Source organism: Streptomyces sp. TRM68367 (assembly GCF_014495685.1).
Lineage (GTDB): Bacteria > Actinomycetota > Actinomycetes > Streptomycetales > Streptomycetaceae > Streptomyces.
This window is the reverse complement of record NZ_JACTVI010000036.1, coordinates 61687-79985: the sequence shown is the minus strand read 5'-3', so window position 1 is coordinate 79985 and position 18299 is coordinate 61687. Positions and strand designations below refer to the sequence as shown.

General features: G+C 71.3%; 13 protein-coding genes and 3 pseudogenes. 11 read left to right on the top strand and 5 right to left on the bottom strand.

The annotated features are described in order from the left end of the window. Positions 1-528: 528 nt before the first annotated feature. A pseudogene (locus H8R17_RS22965) lies at positions 529-979 on the bottom strand (trehalase-like domain-containing protein); the annotation flags it as partial. Positions 980-1214: 235 nt separating this feature from the next. Between H8R17_RS22965 and H8R17_RS22960 the strand changes: the two are divergent. Then, on the top strand, positions 1215-3518 hold the full coding sequence (locus tag H8R17_RS22960) for an MMPL family transporter (protein WP_187825093.1): 2304 nt from the start codon (positions 1215-1217) through the stop codon (positions 3516-3518). A gap of 344 nt (positions 3519-3862) precedes the next feature. On the opposite strand, the gene H8R17_RS47215 is transcribed toward H8R17_RS22960, so the two are convergent. Beyond that, positions 3863-4543, bottom strand: coding sequence for a hypothetical protein (locus tag H8R17_RS47215; RefSeq protein ID WP_262505434.1), 681 nt, complete (start codon positions 4541-4543; stop codon positions 3863-3865). Between the two features lie 320 nt (positions 4544-4863). Between H8R17_RS47215 and H8R17_RS22950 the strand changes: the two genes are divergently transcribed. From H8R17_RS22950 to H8R17_RS22940, 3 genes are read left to right on the top strand one after another with little or no spacing between them, the layout of a single operon-like run. Next, positions 4864-7137 (top strand): plasmid pRiA4b ORF-3 family protein, encoded by a 2274-nt coding sequence (locus tag H8R17_RS22950; RefSeq protein WP_187825092.1) that lies wholly within the window; start codon positions 4864-4866, stop codon positions 7135-7137. Further along, positions 7134-10076: a DEAD/DEAH box helicase gene (locus tag H8R17_RS22945; protein ID WP_316959502.1), complete on the top strand. Its 2943-nt coding sequence runs from the start codon at positions 7134-7136 to the stop codon at positions 10074-10076. The genes H8R17_RS22950 and H8R17_RS22945 overlap by 4 nt, the downstream gene beginning before the upstream one ends. After that, the gene (locus H8R17_RS22940; protein ID WP_316959501.1) at positions 10073-11362 is read left to right on the top strand and encodes an SWIM zinc finger family protein; all 1290 of its coding nucleotides are present in this window, start codon (positions 10073-10075) and stop codon (positions 11360-11362) included. Before H8R17_RS22945 ends, H8R17_RS22940 begins: the two co-directional genes overlap by 4 nt. Positions 11363-11819: 457 nt before the next feature. Here H8R17_RS22940 and H8R17_RS49390 read toward each other — a convergent pair whose 3' ends face one another. After that, on the bottom strand, positions 11820-12014 hold the full coding sequence (locus H8R17_RS49390) for a MerR family DNA-binding transcriptional regulator (protein WP_399477126.1): 195 nt from the start codon (positions 12012-12014) through the stop codon (positions 11820-11822). 69 nt (positions 12015-12083) lie between these two features. Here H8R17_RS49390 and H8R17_RS22935 point away from each other — a divergent pair, with 69 nt between their 5' ends. Both H8R17_RS22935 and H8R17_RS22930 read left to right on the top strand, forming a co-directional pair. Further along, positions 12084-13556, top strand: a complete 1473-nt coding sequence (locus H8R17_RS22935; protein WP_316959500.1) for an MFS transporter — start codon at positions 12084-12086, stop codon at positions 13554-13556. Between the two features lie 111 nt (positions 13557-13667). Continuing rightward, positions 13668-13991, top strand: a pseudogene (locus tag H8R17_RS22930) (helix-turn-helix domain-containing protein); the annotation flags it as partial. A gap of 357 nt (positions 13992-14348) precedes the next feature. Here the strand turns inward: H8R17_RS22930 and H8R17_RS22925 are convergent. Together H8R17_RS22925 and H8R17_RS47205 are read right to left on the bottom strand one after the other, a co-directional pair. Beyond that, positions 14349-14939: a hypothetical protein gene (locus tag H8R17_RS22925; protein ID WP_187825090.1), complete on the bottom strand. Its 591-nt coding sequence runs from the start codon at positions 14937-14939 to the stop codon at positions 14349-14351. Positions 14940-15051: 112 nt separating this feature from the next. Then, a complete protein-coding gene (locus H8R17_RS47205; protein WP_262505432.1) occupies positions 15052-15186 on the bottom strand; it encodes a hypothetical protein in 135 nt (44 codons plus the stop codon). Positions 15187-15379: 193 nt separating this feature from the next. Here H8R17_RS47205 and H8R17_RS22920 point away from each other — a divergent pair. The 5 genes and pseudogenes from H8R17_RS22920 to H8R17_RS22900 all read left to right on the top strand — a co-directional run bounded on the left by H8R17_RS22920 (position 15380) and on the right by H8R17_RS22900 (position 18088). Next, a pseudogene (locus H8R17_RS22920) lies at positions 15380-16250 on the top strand (IS5 family transposase). Between the two features lie 124 nt (positions 16251-16374). Next, a complete protein-coding gene (locus H8R17_RS22915) occupies positions 16375-16908 on the top strand; it encodes a GNAT family N-acetyltransferase (RefSeq protein WP_262505431.1) in 534 nt (177 codons plus the stop codon). A 165-nt stretch (positions 16909-17073) separates the two neighbouring features. Next, positions 17074-17226, top strand: a complete 153-nt coding sequence (locus H8R17_RS22910) for a hypothetical protein (RefSeq protein WP_187825088.1) — start codon at positions 17074-17076, stop codon at positions 17224-17226. Further along, positions 17208-17432, top strand: a complete 225-nt coding sequence (locus H8R17_RS22905) for a hypothetical protein (protein ID WP_187825087.1) — start codon at positions 17208-17210, stop codon at positions 17430-17432. Before H8R17_RS22910 ends, H8R17_RS22905 begins: the two co-directional genes overlap by 19 nt. Positions 17433-17632: 200 nt before the next feature. Then, positions 17633-18088, top strand: coding sequence for a DUF3099 domain-containing protein (locus H8R17_RS22900; RefSeq protein WP_187825086.1), 456 nt, complete (start codon positions 17633-17635; stop codon positions 18086-18088). Positions 18089-18299 lie beyond the last annotated feature (211 nt).

The window sequence follows — 18299 nt, the reverse complement described above, 5'->3', positions numbered from 1 at the left end:
TCCGCAAAGCACCACTTTCAGAAGCTGCCCTACAACCAACTTCCTTCCATGTTCAGGACGCAATACCAGGGGCCTTACGCCTGCCCGGACTTGGGGATGCCACAGGCCCGCAGCGCCAACATCGCGATCACAGCGAGCGACGGGCGCTTACTGGGAAAGGCTCAGTGATCACGCCGCGAATGCGAGGCTGTCGCGATAGCGGATGGCGTGAACCCGCAGGTGCTCGCGCTGCGCGTGATACTTCCAGTACTCCTCGAAGTCGCCGTTGCTGATCACCGTGCGGAGCCTGAGGACGGCCTCGGCCCCGGCCAGGCCCCAGCGGGCACCGGTGATGTCCATCCGGTCCTTCACCAGGTGCCGGCACGCCCCCTCGATCACGCCTGTCGCGATCGGCCAGCCCTCCGCCAGCACGATGTCATAGCCGAGGTAGGGGAGCTTGGCCCGCAGGTAGCAGACCGCCTTGTCCACCCCCAAGCGCCGCTGGCTGTCCAGTTCCGCCGCGTCCGCGTGCGCTTCGAGGGTGTCGGCGACCACCTCCTCGGTGAGGCGGGGGTCGCCGTCCACCCGGTACATGATCTGGGAGCGGCTCGCCGTTCAGGGTCGTGCCCGTCGCGACGCGGGCGCCCAGCCAGCGCCGGAACGCGTCCGCCTCCTCCTCGTACCCGAGCTCCAGCAGCGCCTTGACGGACAGGGAGGCGTCTCGTACCCATGTGTAGCGGTAATCCCAGTTGCGTTCGCCGCCGAGGCGTTGCCCAGGATGCGGTGTCGGCGAGGTAGAGCTGACGGATCGTCGCGCCGTCCGCCTCGGGGGTGATGGCGAAGTGGCCGCCTCGGTCGTGGTCGAGCAGGGCCGCGAACACGCTGGGCGAGTCGAAGCGGGGGGCGCACAACCAGTCGAGCATCCCGTCCGATGAGATCAGCGCGGCGGTGCGCAGGTCCCGATGAGCCCGTGGTCGGCGATCGGTGGGTAACGGCGCATGGCGTTCCCTTCGCGAGCTCGCCCGTCACCTCGCGCTACGACCGGGTACGGCGCCCTGCATGCGGGGCGGTCCGGGCATGGAGTGTCACCCGTCGGGCCGCGCCGGGCGTGCCGGACGGCTCTCAGCGGCCTTGACTGGCGGTCATCGGGTACGCCGCCCGCCCCGCAGGGCGGCGCGAGTCGTCGTGTCCGCGCGCATGCCCCCGCCGCGCCGGGCCGGGCAACGGGAGGGCGCATGTCATCGCCACAGCCTCAGGCCGGCCCGCCGCCGAGACGGCCCGAGGCTCAGCGGCCCCCGGGTGCGCTCCAGCACATCGGCGCGTGGTGCGCCCGCCACTGCGTCACCGTCATCGTCCTGTGGCTGGCAGCTCTGGCGGGCCTGCAGGTACTGGACCGGACACAGGGAGGCGCCTACTCCGACGACTTCACCCTGCCCGGGTCCCAGTCCCAGGAGGGACTCGACGTCCTCAGGGCGCACGAGCCGACCGCGGGCGGCTACGGCGCCCAGATCGTCCTCCACGACCCGTCGGAGCCGCTCACCGAGGTGAGCGGGTCGATCGGCACGGCGGTGAGCAACCTCCAGCAGCTGCCGCATGTGCTCAGTGCGCAGAACCCGCTGCCCGCACCCGGTACGCCGCCACCCGCGCAGGGTGCCGTCAATGTCGGCCCGCTGTCGTCGGACGGAAGGACGGCGTACATCACCGTGCGGTTCGACGTGCAGCCGTCCACTTTGGGCTCGTCCTACCTGGACCGGGTCGACAGGGCGGTCGAACCGGTGCGCGCGGCCGACGTCGTCGTGGAGTACGGCGGTCCGCTGGGTGAACTGGCACGACCCGAGCCGGACGACCGCACCAGTGAGGCCATCGGCTTCGGAGTGGCGGTGCTGGTCCTCCTGATGGGCTTCGGCAGCGTCATGGCCGCGGTGATGCCGCTGGTGACCGCGCTGATCGCGGTGATCTGCGGGCTCGCTCTGCTGGGTCTTCTGGCGGCGGCCTTCACGTTCGCCACCGTCTCGCCGACCCTCGCGACGATGATCGGTCTGGGTGTCGGCATCGACTACGCCCTCTTCATGATCACCCGGCACCGCCAGAACCTCATGGACGGGCGGGACGTGCCGACGGCAGCCGGGCTCGCCACGGCCACCAGCGGCCGGGCCGTGCTGGTGTCCGGCTGCACAGTGATCATCGCCCTGTCCGGGCTGTGGGTGTCGGGCATCGGCTTCATCGGCAAGCTCGGTCTGGCCGCGGCCGTCACCGTGGTCACCGCCGTCCTGGGCGCCCTCACCCTCGTACCGGCGTTGCTGGGCCTGGCCGGGCGGCGGATCGACCGGCTCCGCGTACGGCGGCCGGTCGCCGAGAAGGACGCCTCGCCCGGCGAGGCGGCGCACGGCACCTGGCACCGCTACGCCCAGCGGGTGGAGCGCCGGCCGTGGTGGTTCCTGATCTCCGGGGTCATCGCGCTGGCCGTCCTCGCGGTGCCCGCGCCGTTCATCCAGCTGGGGCACATCGGCGACGGGGCGGATCCCAGGTCGTTCACCGACCGGCGCGCCTTCGACCTGATGTCCTCGGCCTTCGGGCCGGGGGCGAACGGACCGCTCACCCTGGTGATCGACCAGACGGACGTCCCCGAGACCGACCGGTCATCGTTGGCCTCCAGAGTGCAGGGCGCGCTGACCGGCGTCCCCGACGCGGCGGTGATCACGCCGCTGAAGCCAACGTCGGACGGCGATGTGCTGATCGCGACCGCCTATTCCGTCGCCGCCCCCCAGGACGAGAGGACCACGGCGCTCGTCAATCGCCTCGTCGACGACGTCCTGCCGCAGGCGGTGTCCGGCACCGACGCCCGCACCTATGTGACGGGGACGACCGCAGCGCAGGTGGACTTCCTGAACATCGTCTCCAGCAGGCTGCCGCTGATCATCGCCGTCGTTGTCGGCCTCGCCCTCCTTGTGATCCTCATCGTCTTTCGCGGTGTGCTCGTGGCGATCAAGGCGGCCGTGTTGAACGTGCTGTCGATCGCCGCTTCGTACGGTGTCGTGGTGGCGGTGTTCCAATGGGGCTGGGGCGGGCCGGCGCTGGGCGTCTCGGGGAAGGTGCCCGTCGAGAGCTACGTGCCGATGATGATGTTCGCCATCGTCTTCGGGCTCAGCATGGACTATGAGATCTTCCTGCTGTCCCGGGTCCACGAGGCCTGGTTGCGCACCGGCGATCCGAAGGCGAGCGTCGCGCACGCCCTGGAGATCACGGCGCGGGTGATCACATGCGCGGCGCTCATCATGGTCAGCGTCTTCGCCGCCTTCATCATCAGCGACAACATCGTGGTCAAGATGCTGGGCCTGGGGCTCGCCGCGAGTGTGCTCATCGACGCCACCATCGTCCGCCTCCTGCTCGTGCCGGCCGCGATGACCCTGCTCGGCAGGGCGGCGTGGTGGACACCGAGGTGGCTGGACCGGGTACTGCCGCACGTCGACGCGGAGGGCGAGTCCGTCACCGCCGGGCCCCGGCTCGGGGCGACGTCCGGTCGCGGCCCGGCGGGCTAGCGCCGAGGCCGTGAAGTTACGGGTCGGCCGGGGCCAGGGCGTCGTGAGCGGCGGTTTCGTCGGCCGTGCGCAGCGGAGCCCCGGTAGAACTGGCAGTCGACCAGGACAAGCCGTTCACAAGGACCGGAGGCTCTGCTGTGCGGACAGTCTGCGATCACCCGTGCCGTCCGGGTGGCCGAAGGCCCCTTCGCGCCGGGCCATCTCGGCGAACTCACCCAGCTTGTGCCTTTCGAGATGGCGTCGGTGGCCAGGATGCCGGCCGCGGGGCCGGCGCGGTGCAGCTGGGAGACGCGCCCTGCGACGCCTCGTTCGGTGAGCCGAGGTCATCCGGCGGGCATCACGCATCATCCGGTCGGACAGGCGCAAGGGCGCCGGGGAACGACGCACGGGCTTCTTCGACGAGGACTTGCGGCGGCCACGACTCTTCGGCATACCCGCCAAGCTGCCACACCGGCCGGGCGCCGGGGCAGTCGGCGCCGAAGCTTCCAGAAAGACCCGCGACGCCGCAGGGGAAGGTGCGCGCCCTTGGCCTGGGTTCGACTGCCGTGGCGGCATATTGAATAAGTCTCGCGCAGCGCCGCGCGGGCCCGGTCGGTGAACGGCGCCTGTTCGAGCGCCGGAAGGCGGGTGCTGAGCAGAGCCGCCAGCAACCGCTCGGCGGTGAAGGCGTCTTCGGGCACGAGGGCCTCCCGCACCGCTGTGGCCAGTTCGTCGGCGAGGGTGGCGTCGACCATGAAGCGGCTGGTCAGCCTGCCCAGCGGACTCGTTTCCCAGCGGCTGTCGTCGGCGGTGGAGCGCAGACAGCCCGCCGTCGTGAGAAACCGCGCCGCCTCGCGCAGCGGTTCGCCGCCCACATCTCCCTGATGCGCGGCGAAGGTTCCCGCCCACCACCGTTCCGCCTCCTCGACGGTGGACAGCCGTTCCTGGACGGCCTCGGCGAGCAGGTGGTCGGGCAGATGGTCGCCCAGCCGGGACCGAACCGTGGCACGTCCAGCGCGGCGACCATCCCGATCGGGGCGCGACACCCCATCGCCGCCGCGCCACCTCGGCCACGGATCCCTCCGTGCTACCCACCCCCGGCCGTGCCGGGTCACCCTCCTGTGTCGCTCCGTCGACGCTGCGCATGCCGTGACTGTGGCATCTCCTGGTCTCCACCCGCACGCGGTTCGCGCATGTTCCACCGACATGAACGCGGTCCCGTCAACCTCTTCCGGCGAATCTCCTCCAACCCGGACGTGCCCTCCTGCACGGATGCCAGAATGGTGCGGATCAGCCATTGGCGCACAGCGCCCGCTCGTCGAGGCGTGGTGACGTGCACATCCTGAGCAAGGGAAGATCCCGGCGCATGCCGAGCACTGAGGTTTCTGAGAGGCCCACCGTCCACCAGCTGAAGATCGAACTGCGAGGGCTGCGTCCACCGGTGTGGCGGCGGGTGCGGGTGCCCTCGCGGCTCTCCCTGGGAGGCCTGCACGAAGTGATCCAGGTGCTGTTCGGATGGGACGGCATGCACCTGCACGCCTTCGAGGACGGGCGGCACGCGGCGTGGGGTCCGCACCGCGACCCGCTCGGCGGCGCCCTCGACTCCGGGTGGGACGACGAGGACGGCGTGGCACTGGCGGACGTGCTGCCGCGAGCCGGGGGGCGGCTGTCGTACACGTACGACCTCGGGGACGACTGGGAGCACCGGATCACCGTCGAGGAGGTCCGCCCGGCCGGACCGGACGAGGCCGGGTACGCGGTGTGCACGGGCGGGCGGCGGGCGCTACCGGACTGCGAGGACGTCGGCGGCGTCTGGGCGCTTCAGGAACTGCTGGAGCGGTACGAGGCGGGCGAGCGGCCCGAACCGGTCACCGAGGAAGACGGTGAGCCGGAGTACGACAGCCACGCCGACTACGTACTCGCCCGCATGTTCACCACCGGGTTCGACCCCGCGCGCCTGGACGTGGCGGAGCTGAGCGGGGCGCTGGAGCGGCTGCCGCTGGTCACGGTGGACGGCGTGAGTGCGGCCGGGGAACAGGACGGCCGGTTCCCGTGCCCCTCCTGCGGCGAGTGGCACCCGCTGCCCGACGAGGACGGGGCCGAGCTCGGGGACCTGATCACCGAGGCCCTGGACCCGGACTCACGCGTGGCCCCGGCGATCCGGCTGCCCGACGACGCCGAGCTGGCCCGGCAGGTGCGCGGCGCCGAGCACTTCATGGCGGCGGTGCGGCTCGGGCACTGGTGCGGCGCGGGGCGGGAGCTCACCCCGAAGGGGGTGCTGCGGCCGAAGCTCGCCCGGCAGGCCGTGGAGGAGGCCGAGCTGTGGCGTGCCGCACCGGACGAGTGGGGGGACGCGGCGGAACGCCGGCGGCGGCTGGCCGGGATCCGCAGCGCCGCCGACATGGAGCCCGTACGGGATCCGTGGGAGTGGGCGCTGCTCGCCGGGTTCGTGGAGGTGAGCGGCGACGGCAAAAAGGCGTCCTCCGGTGATGCCCTGCCGGACGAGCAGGACGACGCCGCTGTGCTGGCGGCGTGGCAGGAGACGCTGGCCGGGACGGTCGCCGACGTCTTCGCCGAACTGCCGGAGCCGGTCGGGATGCTGCGCCTGATGTCCGGGCTCGACGAGCTGCTTGCCCAGGCCCCGCCGGTCGGGTTCGGCCTGCTGCTGCACTGCTACGGGCTGCCCGAGGGCGAATGGGCGGATGCCTCCGCCTTCTTCGACGAGGCCCTGGACGATCTGCCCGACGACGCGGCCGGAGAACTGCTGAGCGCGCTGTACATGGTTCAGTGGGAGGAGGCGGCAGAGCTGCTGGTGCGGTTCGGGGCCGCCGAGTACCGGCCCGAGGACTCCCCGCCCGGCGACGAACAGGACGGCGACTGGCTGCTGATCGGCCTGTCCGCGCCCGCGCCGGGCCGCTTCCGCCTCACCCCGCTGGGCCGCGCCGGGCTGCGCCGGCTGCTGGTCGAGGCTGGGGTGATGGCCCCGGTGGTGGGGCGCATGGAGCGGGCGGAGGCGGCCGAGCTGCTGGCCGCGCTGGCCACGTACCGCTCCGCGGAGGAGGTACGGGCGGAGGTGGTCGGCTGGCTGGCCGCCCGCACCCCCGCCGACGCGGCGGTGCAGCTCGTCGACGCTTGCGGCGGCACGGAGGGGGCCGACGCGCTGCGGCGGCTCATGGCCCCGCTCGTCCTGGAGCACCTGCTGCCCGCCCAGCGCCCCGGGGAGTCCGATAGCCCCGAGGACACGGAGCCGGACCAGCGGCGCCGGGTGCGTGCGGTGCTGCGCAAGGCCGCCGCCTCCGGTGTGCCCGGGTGCGCGCACACCGCCGCCTCCTGGCTGCGGCGGATCGGCGACCCCGCCGAGGGGCAGGACGCCTACGGCCGGGAGTGGATGTGTCTGGACGGCCTGTACGCGTACGCGGACGGCGGCCCCGAGGCGGTGCGCGCCCGCCTGGAGCAGGGGCCCGGGGCGGGCCGCGGGTGCGGCGAGCAGGTGGCAGAGCTGGCGGACGACCTGTGGCGGGCCGGGCACCCGCACGGCGAGGCCGTGCTGACCGCCGTCGCCGACAGCCTCGTACACGAGGACAAGCAGCTGGCCAAGCGGCTGCGCAAGGCTGCGTTCAAGGCGAGGAGCGCCACGTGAGGATCGCCGTGCCCGGGCAGCGGGCGCGTACTGCGCTGCCGGCGCCGCCGCTGGCCGACCGGGAGGCCGCCGCCTGGGCCGTGGAGCCCGCGGCCGGCGGCTGGGCGGCGGTGTTCGTGCCTGCGCCGGCCGGGCAGGCTCACCGGCTGGGCCGGCTCGCCCTGTACCGGCTGCCGGACAGTGCGCTGCGCGCGCCCGCCGCCGCGCCGCCCGCCGTGGACGAGCTGCCGCTGAGTCTCGTACTGCCGCACGGCAAGGGCGTACGGGCCAGACAGGCCGAGGCGTACGGGCTCGCCCCCGGCACCGCGCTCGCGCTCCTGCTGGACTTGCCCGTGCAGGGCGCGCATCCCTCGCTGCACGCCTGGGCCGCCGTCGCCCGCGCCGCCTTGCGGCTGATCGGCGAGGGCCGCCTGCAGCCCGCGCTCACCGAGGAAGGCCGTCCCGTGTGGCGGCTGGGCCCCCTCGGCGCGCACGGCAAGCGGACGCTGGACAGCCTGGCCGCCGCTCTGCCGCCGTACGCCCACAACCTGCCCGTGCCCGGCAGCCGCCCGGTGCGGATCGCCGAACCCGGGGCCCTGGTACGGGAGTTCGCGGACGCGCTCGCCGACACCCTGCCGCGCACCCCGGCCGCACCGCTGGCCGCCCCCGGCAACCCGTACGCCGACCGCGCCCCGAGCCCGCACCCCGAGCTCGCCGAGTGGGCCGCCCAGGTGGAGGCGGAGCGCTCCGCGCTGGTGAACGTCTCGCTGCGGGTGGAACCTCCCGCTGGGCGGCAGCGCGCCTTCCACGCCGCCCTCCAACTGCACAGCGCCGCCGACCCGTCCCTCGTCGTCGACGCCGCCGAGCTGTGGGCCGACCCGGAGCGCACCGCCCGCCTGTTCGGCCCGCGCGCCGAGGCCGAGACGCTGCTCGCGCTGCGCCGCGGCGCCAGGGCGTGGCCCCCGCTGGCCCGGCTGCTCGCCGAGACCGCGCCCGCCCGGCTGCGCCTGTCCGACCAGGAGCTCACCCAGCTCCTCGACGAGGCCGCGCGCCTGCTGCACGACGCGGGGCTGCGCGTGCACTGGCCGAAGGACCTGGTCAAGGCCCTCGAGGCACGGACCGAGATCGGGGCGGCCACCGCTCCCGGCGCCACCGTGAACACCCTCCTCGGCAAGGACGCCCTGCTGGACTTCTCCTGGCAGGTGTCCCTGAACGGCGAGCGGCTCACCGAGGCCGAGATCGACCAGCTCGCCGAAGCGCGCCGTCCCTTGGTGAAACTGCGCGACCAGTGGGTGGTCGCCGACCCGAAACTGCTGGCCCGGCTGCGCCGCCGCCAGGAGCGCGGCCTTACGCCCCTGGACGCGCTGCAGGCCGCCCTCACCGGCGAGATCGAGCGGGACGGCGAGCGGATCGAGGTGAGCGCCGCGGGCGCATTCGGCGCACTCGTCGCCCGGCTGCGCGAACCCGAGAAACGCGAACCGGTCGCCGTACCACGGGGGTTGACCGCCACCCTGCGTGACTACCAGAAGCGGGGACTGGCCTGGCTCGCCGACGTGACCCGTCTCGGGCTCGGCGGTGTCCTCGCCGACGACATGGGCCTCGGCAAGACCGTCACCCTGCTCGCCCTGCACCTGCACCGGCAGCAGCACACCGACACCGCGGGCCCCACCCTGGTGGTCTGCCCCGCCTCGCTGCTCGGCAACTGGGAGCGCGAGGCCGCCCGCTTCGCCCCCGCCCTCGCTGTGCGGCGTTACCACGGCGGCGAGCGCACCCTGGACCACCTCACCGGCGGCGAACTCGTCCTGGTCACCTATGGCGTGCTGCGCCGCGACGCCGAGCGGCTCGCCGGGATCAAGTGGTCGCTGGTCGCCGCCGACGAGGCCCAGCACGTCAAGAACCCGTACGCCACCACCGCCCGCCGACTGCGCGCCCTGCCCGCCCGGGCCCGGGTGGCGCTGACCGGCACGCCCGTGGAGAACAACCTCTCCGAGCTGTGGGCGCTGCTCGACTGGACCACCCCGGGCCTGCTCGGCACCCTCACCGCCTTCCGCGACAGCTACGCCAGGGCGATCGAACGCGGCGCCCTCGACACGGACGGCGACGAGGAGGCCGCCGAGGACGGGCGCCGCGCCGCCGATCGGCTCACCCGCCTCACCCGCCCCTTCCTGCTGCGCCGCCGCAAGTCCGACCCGGGCATCGCCCCGGAGCTGCCGCCCAAGACGACCACCGACCACCCTGTCCCGCTCACCCGCGAGCAGGCCGCGCTGTACGAGGCTCAGGTCCGCGAGACCATGGAGAGGATCGAGAAGGCGGACGGCATCGCCCGCCGCGGCCTCGTCCTCAAACTCCTCACCGCCCTGAAACAGATCTGCAACCATCCCGCCCAGTACCTGCGCCAGCCGGGCCCGCTGCCGGGCCGCTCCGGCAAGCTCCGGCTCCTCGACGAGCTCCTCGACACCGTCGTCGCCGAAGGCGAGTCCGCGCTGCTGTTCACCCAGTACACGCAGATGGGCAGGCTCATTCAGGCCCACCTCGCCGACCGTGGCGTCCGCGCCCTCTATCTGCACGGCGGCACCGAGGTCGGGCGACGCGAGGAGATGGTCACCGCCTTCCAGCGCGGCGATGTGCCCGTCTTCCTGCTGTCGCTGAAGGCCGCGGGCACCGGCCTCAACCTCACCCGCGCCACCCACGTGATCCACTACGACCGCTGGTGGAACCCGGCCGTCGAGGACCAGGCCACCGACCGCGCCTACCGCATCGGCCAGGACCGCCCAGTCCAGGTCCACCGGCTCACCGCCCAGGGCACCGTCGAGGAGAAGGTGGCCCGCCTGCTCGGCGCCAAGCGGGCGTTGGCCGAGCAGGTCGTCGCCTCCGGCGAGGCCGCCCTGACCGAACTGTCCGACGCCGACCTCGCCGAACTCGTCGCGCTGTCCGCCACCGCCGAGGGAGAAGACCTGTGACCCCCGCGCACAAGGCCCCGCGCCGCGGCGCCCGCGCCTTCGCCGCCACCTGGTGGGGCCAGGCATGGATCGACGCCCTGGAGACCTCCACCCTCGACTCCGCCCGCCTCTCCCGCGGCCGCACCTACGCCCGCAAGGGCATGGTCCACCCCGTCACCTGCCTGCCCGGCGTGCTCAAGGCCGAGGTCGAGGGCAGCACCCCCTGGCCGTACGACGCCGCCGTCCACGTCCCCGTCCTCACCGACGCCCAGTGGGACACCCTGCTCGACGCCGTCGCCGCCCGGGCCGGACACACCGCCGCCCTGCTCGACGGCGAGATGCCCGAGGACCTCGTCGCCGACGCCGCCTCCGCCGGCGTACCGCTCCTCCCCCGGCCGCACGAACTCGACCCGGAGTGCTCCTGCCCCGACTGGGGCTACCCCTGCAAGCACGCCGCCGCCGTGTGCTACGCAACCGCCACCCACATCGACGAGGACCCGTTCCTGCTGTTCACCCTCCGCGGTCGCGACCGCGACAGCGTCCTCGCCGCGCTGCGCGCCCGCCGCCGCGCCGCCTCCACAGCCGAGGCGCCCTCCCCCGAGGACACTGGCACTCCCGCCCCGTACGGCGTCCCCGCCCGCGACGCCTTCACCGCCTGGGACGGCACCTTCACCCCGCCCTCGCAGGAGGCACCCGGCTCCCCTGACACCGCTGCGTCCCCGCACACCGACGGCCCGGAGCACTCCCCGGACCCGCAGCCCGCTCCCCTCACCGCCGAACCGCCCCGCACCGGCCCCGTCACCCTCCCCGACCTCACAGCCCTGATGCGCGACACCGCGCAGCGTGCCCGCGGCCTCGCCGACGGCCACGCTCTCACCCTGCACCTCGACGCCGCCGACGACGCCGTGCGCATCGCCGCCGCGGGCGCGAGCGAGAAGTGGTTCCACCGCCTGGTCACCAGCACGGGAAGCGACGCCGCCGGCTTCGCCCGCCTGGTCCGCGCCGCCCGGCACGGCGGCGTCCCCGGCGTCACCACCGCTCGTACACCGCTCACCCCCGACCCGGCCGCGCTCGCCGCCGCCCGCACCGTGCTCGCCGAGTCCGACGAGCCGGTGCCGGTCAGGACCTGGCGCAACCGCCTGACCCTGGACGCCGAGGGCATCCAGCTTCGCCACGGACCCGACGGCCGCTGGCACCCTTACGCCCGCGAAACCCTCGCGGGCCACACCGACTGGTGGCCCTGCGCCCCCGCCCACTCCGACCCGCTCGCCGCCCTGACCAGCGCCCGCACCGCCACCGGACGCTGACGCCGGGCGTGGATGGTGGTGGGTGCTCCTGCCGCAGCGCGTCCCCGCCGGTCGGCACCACGAGCTGCCACCGGCGCCCCCTGTCCCGCATTCACCACTCCTGGCCATCGAGCCGTCACATGTGATGACTGTGGTACGAAGTGCCCCTGGCAACAGCTCGGCGGGTATCCGCAGGGGCACCATTCAGCCAGCCGCCAGGCCCACTGCCTACTGTCGATTGCTTTCAGAGGCTGCGGGAGCGGCGGCGTTTCCGGGGCAGTTCGGGCAGCAGCCGCATGGCCATGATGGAACCGTCATCACATAGCGAAACAGGGCCGTCCCAGTCGTCCTGGCGGTGAACGGACCTCCCAATCGCCCTTCTTCGTTGCCTTGGCCTGCCGCGACGAGCTCGGCGTAGCGGCGGATGCCCCTGATGGGCATGCCGGTTGCCCGCAGTCTGGTGCAGATGGTGATCCACTCAAGGTCGAGTTGGTAGCGGGGCGTCGACCGCCGTGGGTGCGGTCGACGGGGGTGACGACCAAGCCGACACGTTCGTGTAGCGCAGGGTATGCACGCTGACTCCGGTGCGGCGGGCGGCCTCGCCGATGCTCAGGCCCGCCTGCGGATCGGAGCGAGGGTGCCCGGAATCCGGCTGCGGATTGACCTCGACCACGCTCTAAATCCTAGATTCGTGGTCAGTTGCCGCTAACCCCTCACTGCCGATCGTCAGCAGTGCCTTGCGATGGGACAAACCCACATGTCCGAACTCAGCCGACGCCGCCGACTCTTAGTGCTCGCGGTCTGCTGCGCCAGCGTGATTGTCGTGGTGATGGACATCTCCATCGTCAACGTCGCGCTGCCCTCGATTCGCCGCGATCTGCATGCCTCGGTGTCCGGCCTGCAGTGGACGGTCGACGCGTACACCCTGGTGCTGGCCGGCTTCCTCGTGCTGGCCGGGTCCACCGCCGACCGGGTCGGCCGTCGGCGCATCTTCCAGGTCGGGCTCGCTGCCTTCGGATTCGGCTCGCTGCTGTGCGGCCTGGCGCCGAGCCTCGCCTGGCTGATCGCGGCGCGGGTGCTGCAGGCCGTCGGCGGCACCATGCTCAACCCGGTGGCGATGGCGATCGTCGCCACCACGTTCCCCAACCCGACCGAGCGGGCCCGGGCCATCGGTGTGTTCGGCTCGATGACTGGCCTGTCGCTGGCGCTGGGCCCGATCCTCGGCGGCGCTCTGGTCGACGGCTTCGGCTGGCACTCCATCTTCTGGATCAACGTGCCGATCGTGGCCGCAGCGATCATATGCACCGCGCTGTTCGTGCCCGAGTCCCGCGCTACCCGAGCACGCCGGTTCGACCCGGTGGGCCAGACCCTGGTGATCCTGGTACTGGGCAGCATCGTCTTCGCGATCATCGAGTCCAGGCGGCTGGGCTGGACCTCGCCGGTCATCCTGGGCCTGCTCGCCGCGGCCGCGCTCGGCCTGCTGAGCATCTTCGGCTACGAACTACGCCGCGTCGACCCGCTGTTGGAATTGCGCCTGTTCCGCAGCGTGCCGTTCAGTTCGGCGATCCTGATGGCGCTCTTCGCGCTGTGCGGGTTCGGCGCGTTCCTGTTCGTGACCACCCAGTACCTGCAGGACGTACGCGACCTGTCAGCGCTGGAGACCGGGCTGTGCCTGCTCCCCGTCGGGGCGCTGGTCGTGGTGCTCTCCCCGCTCACCGGCCGGCTGGTCGGCACTCGCGGTCCCAGGCTGCCGCTGCTGGTCGCCGGGGGTGCGCTGACGCTGGGCGGCGGCGCGTCGCTCTGGCTCGGACCGGCCACCCCACTGCCGGCCGTGCTCGCGACCTACCTGCTGTTCGGTATCTTCCTGAGCACCGTGAACCCGCCGATCACCAATACAGCGGTCTCCGGAATGCCCCGCTCGATGGCCGGGGTGGCCACTTCGCTGGCCTCCGCAGGCCGGCAGACCGGAACCGCCTTGGGCGTTGCCATCTCCGGAACGATCGTGGGATCGGCCCTGCCCAGCAGTGGGACGGCATTCATCAGCGCGGAGCACGGCGTGTGGTGGATGGTGCTTGGGCTGGGTCTGGGCATCGTGGTCCTGGGCCTGCTGAGCACAGGGCGGTGGGCCTTGGACACCGCAGCCGGAGCGGCGGCATTGTTCGAGGAGGTGAACCGTGGCGTGGATCCTCAAACCGCCTCTATCGGCCGCCAGTGATCGGCAAAGCGGCACGGCGCACGCCAACACCACCGTGGCCGACGCCGTGGACCTCAACAGGCTCCGAGCGGCCGACAAGGACGCGTCCCACCCAGCGTGATCGGAAGGTCCATGGTTCACCGAAACGCACCGCTGTCCCTGGAGGGACGCCGTCGCCTCGTCGAGTGATGCCGAACCCGCCCGATCGCGCACGTTGCATCCGAAATGGCCATCTCCCGCGCCTGCGCGTCGAAGTGGGTCAATCGCTACCGTCGCCACGGCCAACTCGGCCTCCACGACCGTTCCTCCGCGCCACGTCACCAGCCCACCGCAACCCCCGATGACGTGATCGCGCACATCGAAGAACTCCGCCGAACCCACAAGTGGTCAGCCGCACGGATCGCATTCGAACTCACCCATGCCGTCGCCCTCATATTTCTCCGCATCGTGCGGCGGAGCACCGTTGGCAATCGTCCGCCAGTGGCCGAGGTGCACCATGACGGCGGCGGTAGTGCTCACCTGCTGGCGGCTACGGCACCGAGTCTCTCCGACCCGGCAAGTCCCATTAGGCGTCAGGGACGGTGTGCTGGGAAGGCCCGCGCGATACGGCGAAGGCTTGACTGCCCGAATCCCAATCTCCAGGAGATGGAAGTTCACATCCGCCGGAAAGACGCCCGAAACCGGCGCCAGCTCAGCGGAGTCCCGAGCGGCCGCCAGCATCCCGACTCCGAGAAGGCGTCACCAACGTCATGTCTTCCTACAGCCAGGCCGTGGCCCTGCCGTCACGGGTGGGCAGGGCCACGGCAGCACGGGTTAGTAGTTGGCGTTGGCGAGGATCTCGCCGTCCTTGTCGTACACGGTCACCAGGCCGTTGTCGGACTCGTAGCAGGAGGTGAACGCCGAGGCGATCAGCTTCCCTTCGCCCTGGTGAGGGCCCATCAGGCCGCCGGAGAAGTCAGTGAAGATTTCGGGCGCGTCCAGGATGTTGTTCCGCTTGTCTGCGCCGGTCACCTTCGTGACGTGCTTGACGGCCTTCTTCTCGGTCGACGTGCCGGACTTCTCGACGCAGGCCTGGAACTCCTCGGCCTGCGTCTTGGTCTCTTCCGCCGGCTGCTCCTTCGCCTGCTCGTCCTTGGCTTCGTCGGCCTTCGGCTTGTCGTCGGCGACGACGGCCTTGTCCTTGCCGCTGTTGTCGGTGGAGTCGTCACCCCCGCCGCTCGTGGCTACGCCGACGATGACGAAGAGAGCAATGATGCCGGCGCAGCCGAGACCGGCGATCTTCGCGAAGCCGCGCTTCTTCGGCGGCTGGGGTGCCGGGGCGCCGTAGCCGGGGCCGGGGTATCCGTAGCCGGGCTGCTGCGGCTGCTGGGGCTGGTTGGGCTGCTGCGGGTACTGCTGGCTCATGTTGTGCCCCCCTGAGGATGGTTCATGGATTGCAGGTGTACGACTCGTGAAGGGGCTGTGCGGTTGCCTCGGTTCGGGAAGTTCACCCGATCGTGATGAACTTCCTGGCGCGTCACTGCTCTTGCTCGTCTTCCGGGAAGTGCCCACCACGGTCGGCGTTGTACGTCGTGCGGTGCGGCTCCAGTTCGGCCGGGTCGGTGTTGGCGATCAGTTCGTCGGGGTCGACGGACGCACGGAACCTGGGCATGCTGAGACTGAGCCGGGCTGCGGCCTCAGCGATGGCGGGGGCGGCCTCGGGGGCACGGTCGTGTACACGTATCTGCCGTGATGGTGATCGAGGAGTGGTCAAGCATCTCCTGGATGCCCTTCCGCTCAGCCCCGGCCGCGTGGGCAAGGGCGTGTGTCGGAAGTGGATCTTGGTCATGAGGTGATCTTGGTTCATGGCGCGCGGAAATCTCACCGACAAACAATGGGCCGTGCTGGAATCGCTGTTACCGAAGGGCAAGAAGCCCGGTCGACTTCCGACATGGACCCGGAGGCAGCTGATCGACGGCATACGGTTCCCGGTCCGCACCGGCATCCCATGGCGGGACATGCCTGAGGAGTATGGGCCGTGGGGGCGGTGTACGACTTGTTCCGCCGCTGGCAGCGCAATGGAACTTGGCAGCGCATCTTCATCCAGCTCCAAGCCCAAGCGAATGCGAAGGACCTGATCACCTGGGAGATCAACGTCGATTCCACCGTCTGCCGGGCCCACCAGCACGCGGCCGGGGCGCGGAAGAGGGGGACTTGAGAAGGAACCGCCCGGCGGCGTCGCCATCGAGCCGGCCGATCACGGCCTCGGGCGCTCGCGCGGGGGACTGACCACCAAGCTGCACCTGGCCGTCGAGCAGGGCCAGAAGCCCATGTCCATCGTGATCACCGCCGGGCAGCGCGGGGACTCCCCGCAGTTCGAGATCGTCCTGGGCCGCATCAAGGTGCCCCGCCACGGGCCGGGCAGGCCGCGTACTCGGCCGAGCCGGGTCCGCGCTGATAAGGCGTACGCCTCCCGTAAGAACCGTGCCTACCTGCGCAGATGCGGCATTCGCTGCACCATCCCAGACAAGGCCGATCAGGCTCGCAATCGCAAGAAACCCGGCTCCCGCGGCGGCCGTCCGCCGCAGTTCGACCCGGAGGATTACATGGCTCGGCACGTGGTCGAATGCGGCATCAACCGCCTGAAGAGGCACCGCGCCGTGGCCACGAGGCACGACAAGCTCGCGGCCGCTACGGGCGACCGTCCTCGTCGCGGCCATCAACGAGTGGCTGTGATCGAGGCATTCGAAATGCGCCCTGGACACTACGATGTGGGCCATGGAGTGTTTTGCCGCTTGGCGTACACGTCACTGAGGGCCCTGCTCACCGCCGACCCTGTAGGCCGGGAGCGGGCCGACCGATGCCCGGGTTCCGCCCGGTATCAAGCCCTCAGCCCGAAAGGCACACTTCCATGCTCATTCGCGCGTTCGCTCAGCACGACCTGGCACCACTCACCGAACTGACCATCGAGACGTTCCGGCCGTTCTACGAGGACTCCTTTCGCCCCTTGATGGGCGATGCCATCTTTGCCATCCAGCACGGCAACTGGCGCGACGACTACCGCAAGCAGGTCGCCGAGCTCCACGCACCCGAACGGCACACATACGTCGCCGTCGCCGAGGCCGAAGACGGCATCGCGGGCTACGTGGCGTGGAGTGTCGACCCGGTCGGCAGGAAGGGCAGTGTCACGATCCTCGCTGTCTCAGCCAAGCACCGCCGACACCGCGTGGGCACCGCACTCTGTGAGCATGCCTTCGAAGAGATGCGGGCCCTCGGAGCCGAGGTAGTTGAGATCGGTACCGGAGGAGACCCCTTCCACGCACCGGCCCGGGCCCTCTACGAGAGGCTCGGGTGCACACCACTTCCGGTGATGGTCTATTTCCGGCGGCTCTGAGCCCGGGACGGGCGCCCTCGCGCACGGAGGGGCACCAGCGCGGCGGGCACACAGCTGATCCTCACGCCGACGCTACGCGCCCTGTGCCAAATTGGGCGAAGACAAGACAAGTGACGCGGAAGGGAGCGCGGCGATGGGCACCGGCGACACCCGACGTCTTAAGGCTTGCCGACTCACACGGTCCTGCGGTGGGTCCTGGCCATCGGCCTCGGCGTCGTCGACGGAGACCGGGTCGCGGCCAACCGGCGCCACGGCCACGCGATCAACGGCTCGGACCTCTCGCTGGTCCTCCTGAGCGCGTGCCCGCCTTCCTGGTGATCTACCTCGCGGTCAACCGTCTGGTCCGGCTCACGCGGCGCGACCTGCATACCCTGCGCGCCGCGGCATGGACCGCGTTCACCGGCACCGCGGCGGGCTTCCTCGACGACCGGACCGACGGCGCCAGCGTCCGGCGCAGCGTGGCCTCGACACTGCCGATCACAGCGGTCGTCGTCTCGCTGCTGTTCCAGCGCTACCTCACGTGACGACGCGACGCACCACCGGCTTCCCTACCACCCGTCGGCCTCCAGGCCGTTGCCATCGGTGACACCGACGCGGCCACGCTCCAGCTCGCCGCGCCGAGACGAGCTCGACGCTCACATCGGCTGACCTGGGCACGTCCTGACTTCCGCGATGGGGCCTGCAACTCGCGACCCCTTACGTCCACAACCGGAAAACAACACAGATGAATACCGACCAACAGCACAATCTCGGCAACACCAAGCAAAATGCCCCTTCGACCACATCGTTGAGCGACCAACCCACGGCGGCAGCGACGTCCGCAACCGACCGCGAAGTAGCCAAGCCCACACCCGCTGAGCCGAGGGGAAACACAGCCGGCCCGGCGTACGATTTCCGGGGCAGGCAGCGGCGGTACGTCATTTCCATGTCGGTGTGCATTGCCTCAATCATCCTCTCCACCGCTCTGTGGAACGTGTCGCGGCCGCTGGGCTGGATCGCGCTGATTGTGGCACTGGCGCTGCCGTACCCTTCGGTAGTGATCGCCAACGGGGGCCGCAAGCGCGCGCAGAACCGCCCGGTGACTGTCATTCACCCGCCAGTACCGCCGATGTCGGGGCGCGGCGAGGAAGAAAAGGGGCGGCGACATCGAACCCGGCCAGCAGCTGGTCACGTAGCCTGAAGGCGCCTTGCCCAGCCGGGCGGCGGCGTGGACCGGCCCACCGTCACCGGCCCGGTGTCCAGGTGTCCGTGTGGTGCCTCAGCTCCTCGGCGAGGAACCGAGTGATCGGCACCGACCGGCGCTCGTGTTCTTGGGGGTGTCGAGGCAGAGCTTGCCGCCGCCGGCGTCCACGAGGATCTGCAGGAGCTGGAGGCGACGAGGGCGACCAGCG

Excerpts from the sequence above, each read along its gene's own strand:
- H8R17_RS22960 (WP_187825093.1), top strand. The coding sequence starts at position 1,215 with ATGTCATCGCCACAGCCTCAGGCCGGCCCGCCGCCGAGACGGCCCGAG.
- H8R17_RS22950 (WP_187825092.1), top strand. The coding sequence starts at position 4,864 with ATGCCGAGCACTGAGGTTTCTGAGAGGCCCACCGTCCACCAGCTGAAG.
- H8R17_RS22935 (WP_316959500.1), top strand. The coding sequence starts at position 12,084 with ATGGGACAAACCCACATGTCCGAACTCAGCCGACGCCGCCGACTCTTA.
- H8R17_RS22925 (WP_187825090.1), bottom strand. The coding sequence starts at position 14,939 with ATGAGCCAGCAGTACCCGCAGCAGCCCAACCAGCCCCAGCAGCCGCAG.
- H8R17_RS47205 (WP_262505432.1), bottom strand. The coding sequence starts at position 15,186 with ATGCCCAGGTTCCGTGCGTCCGTCGACCCCGACGAACTGATCGCCAAC.
- H8R17_RS22915 (WP_262505431.1), top strand. The coding sequence starts at position 16,375 with ATGCCCGGGTTCCGCCCGGTATCAAGCCCTCAGCCCGAAAGGCACACT.
- H8R17_RS22900 (WP_187825086.1), top strand. The coding sequence starts at position 17,633 with ATGAATACCGACCAACAGCACAATCTCGGCAACACCAAGCAAAATGCC.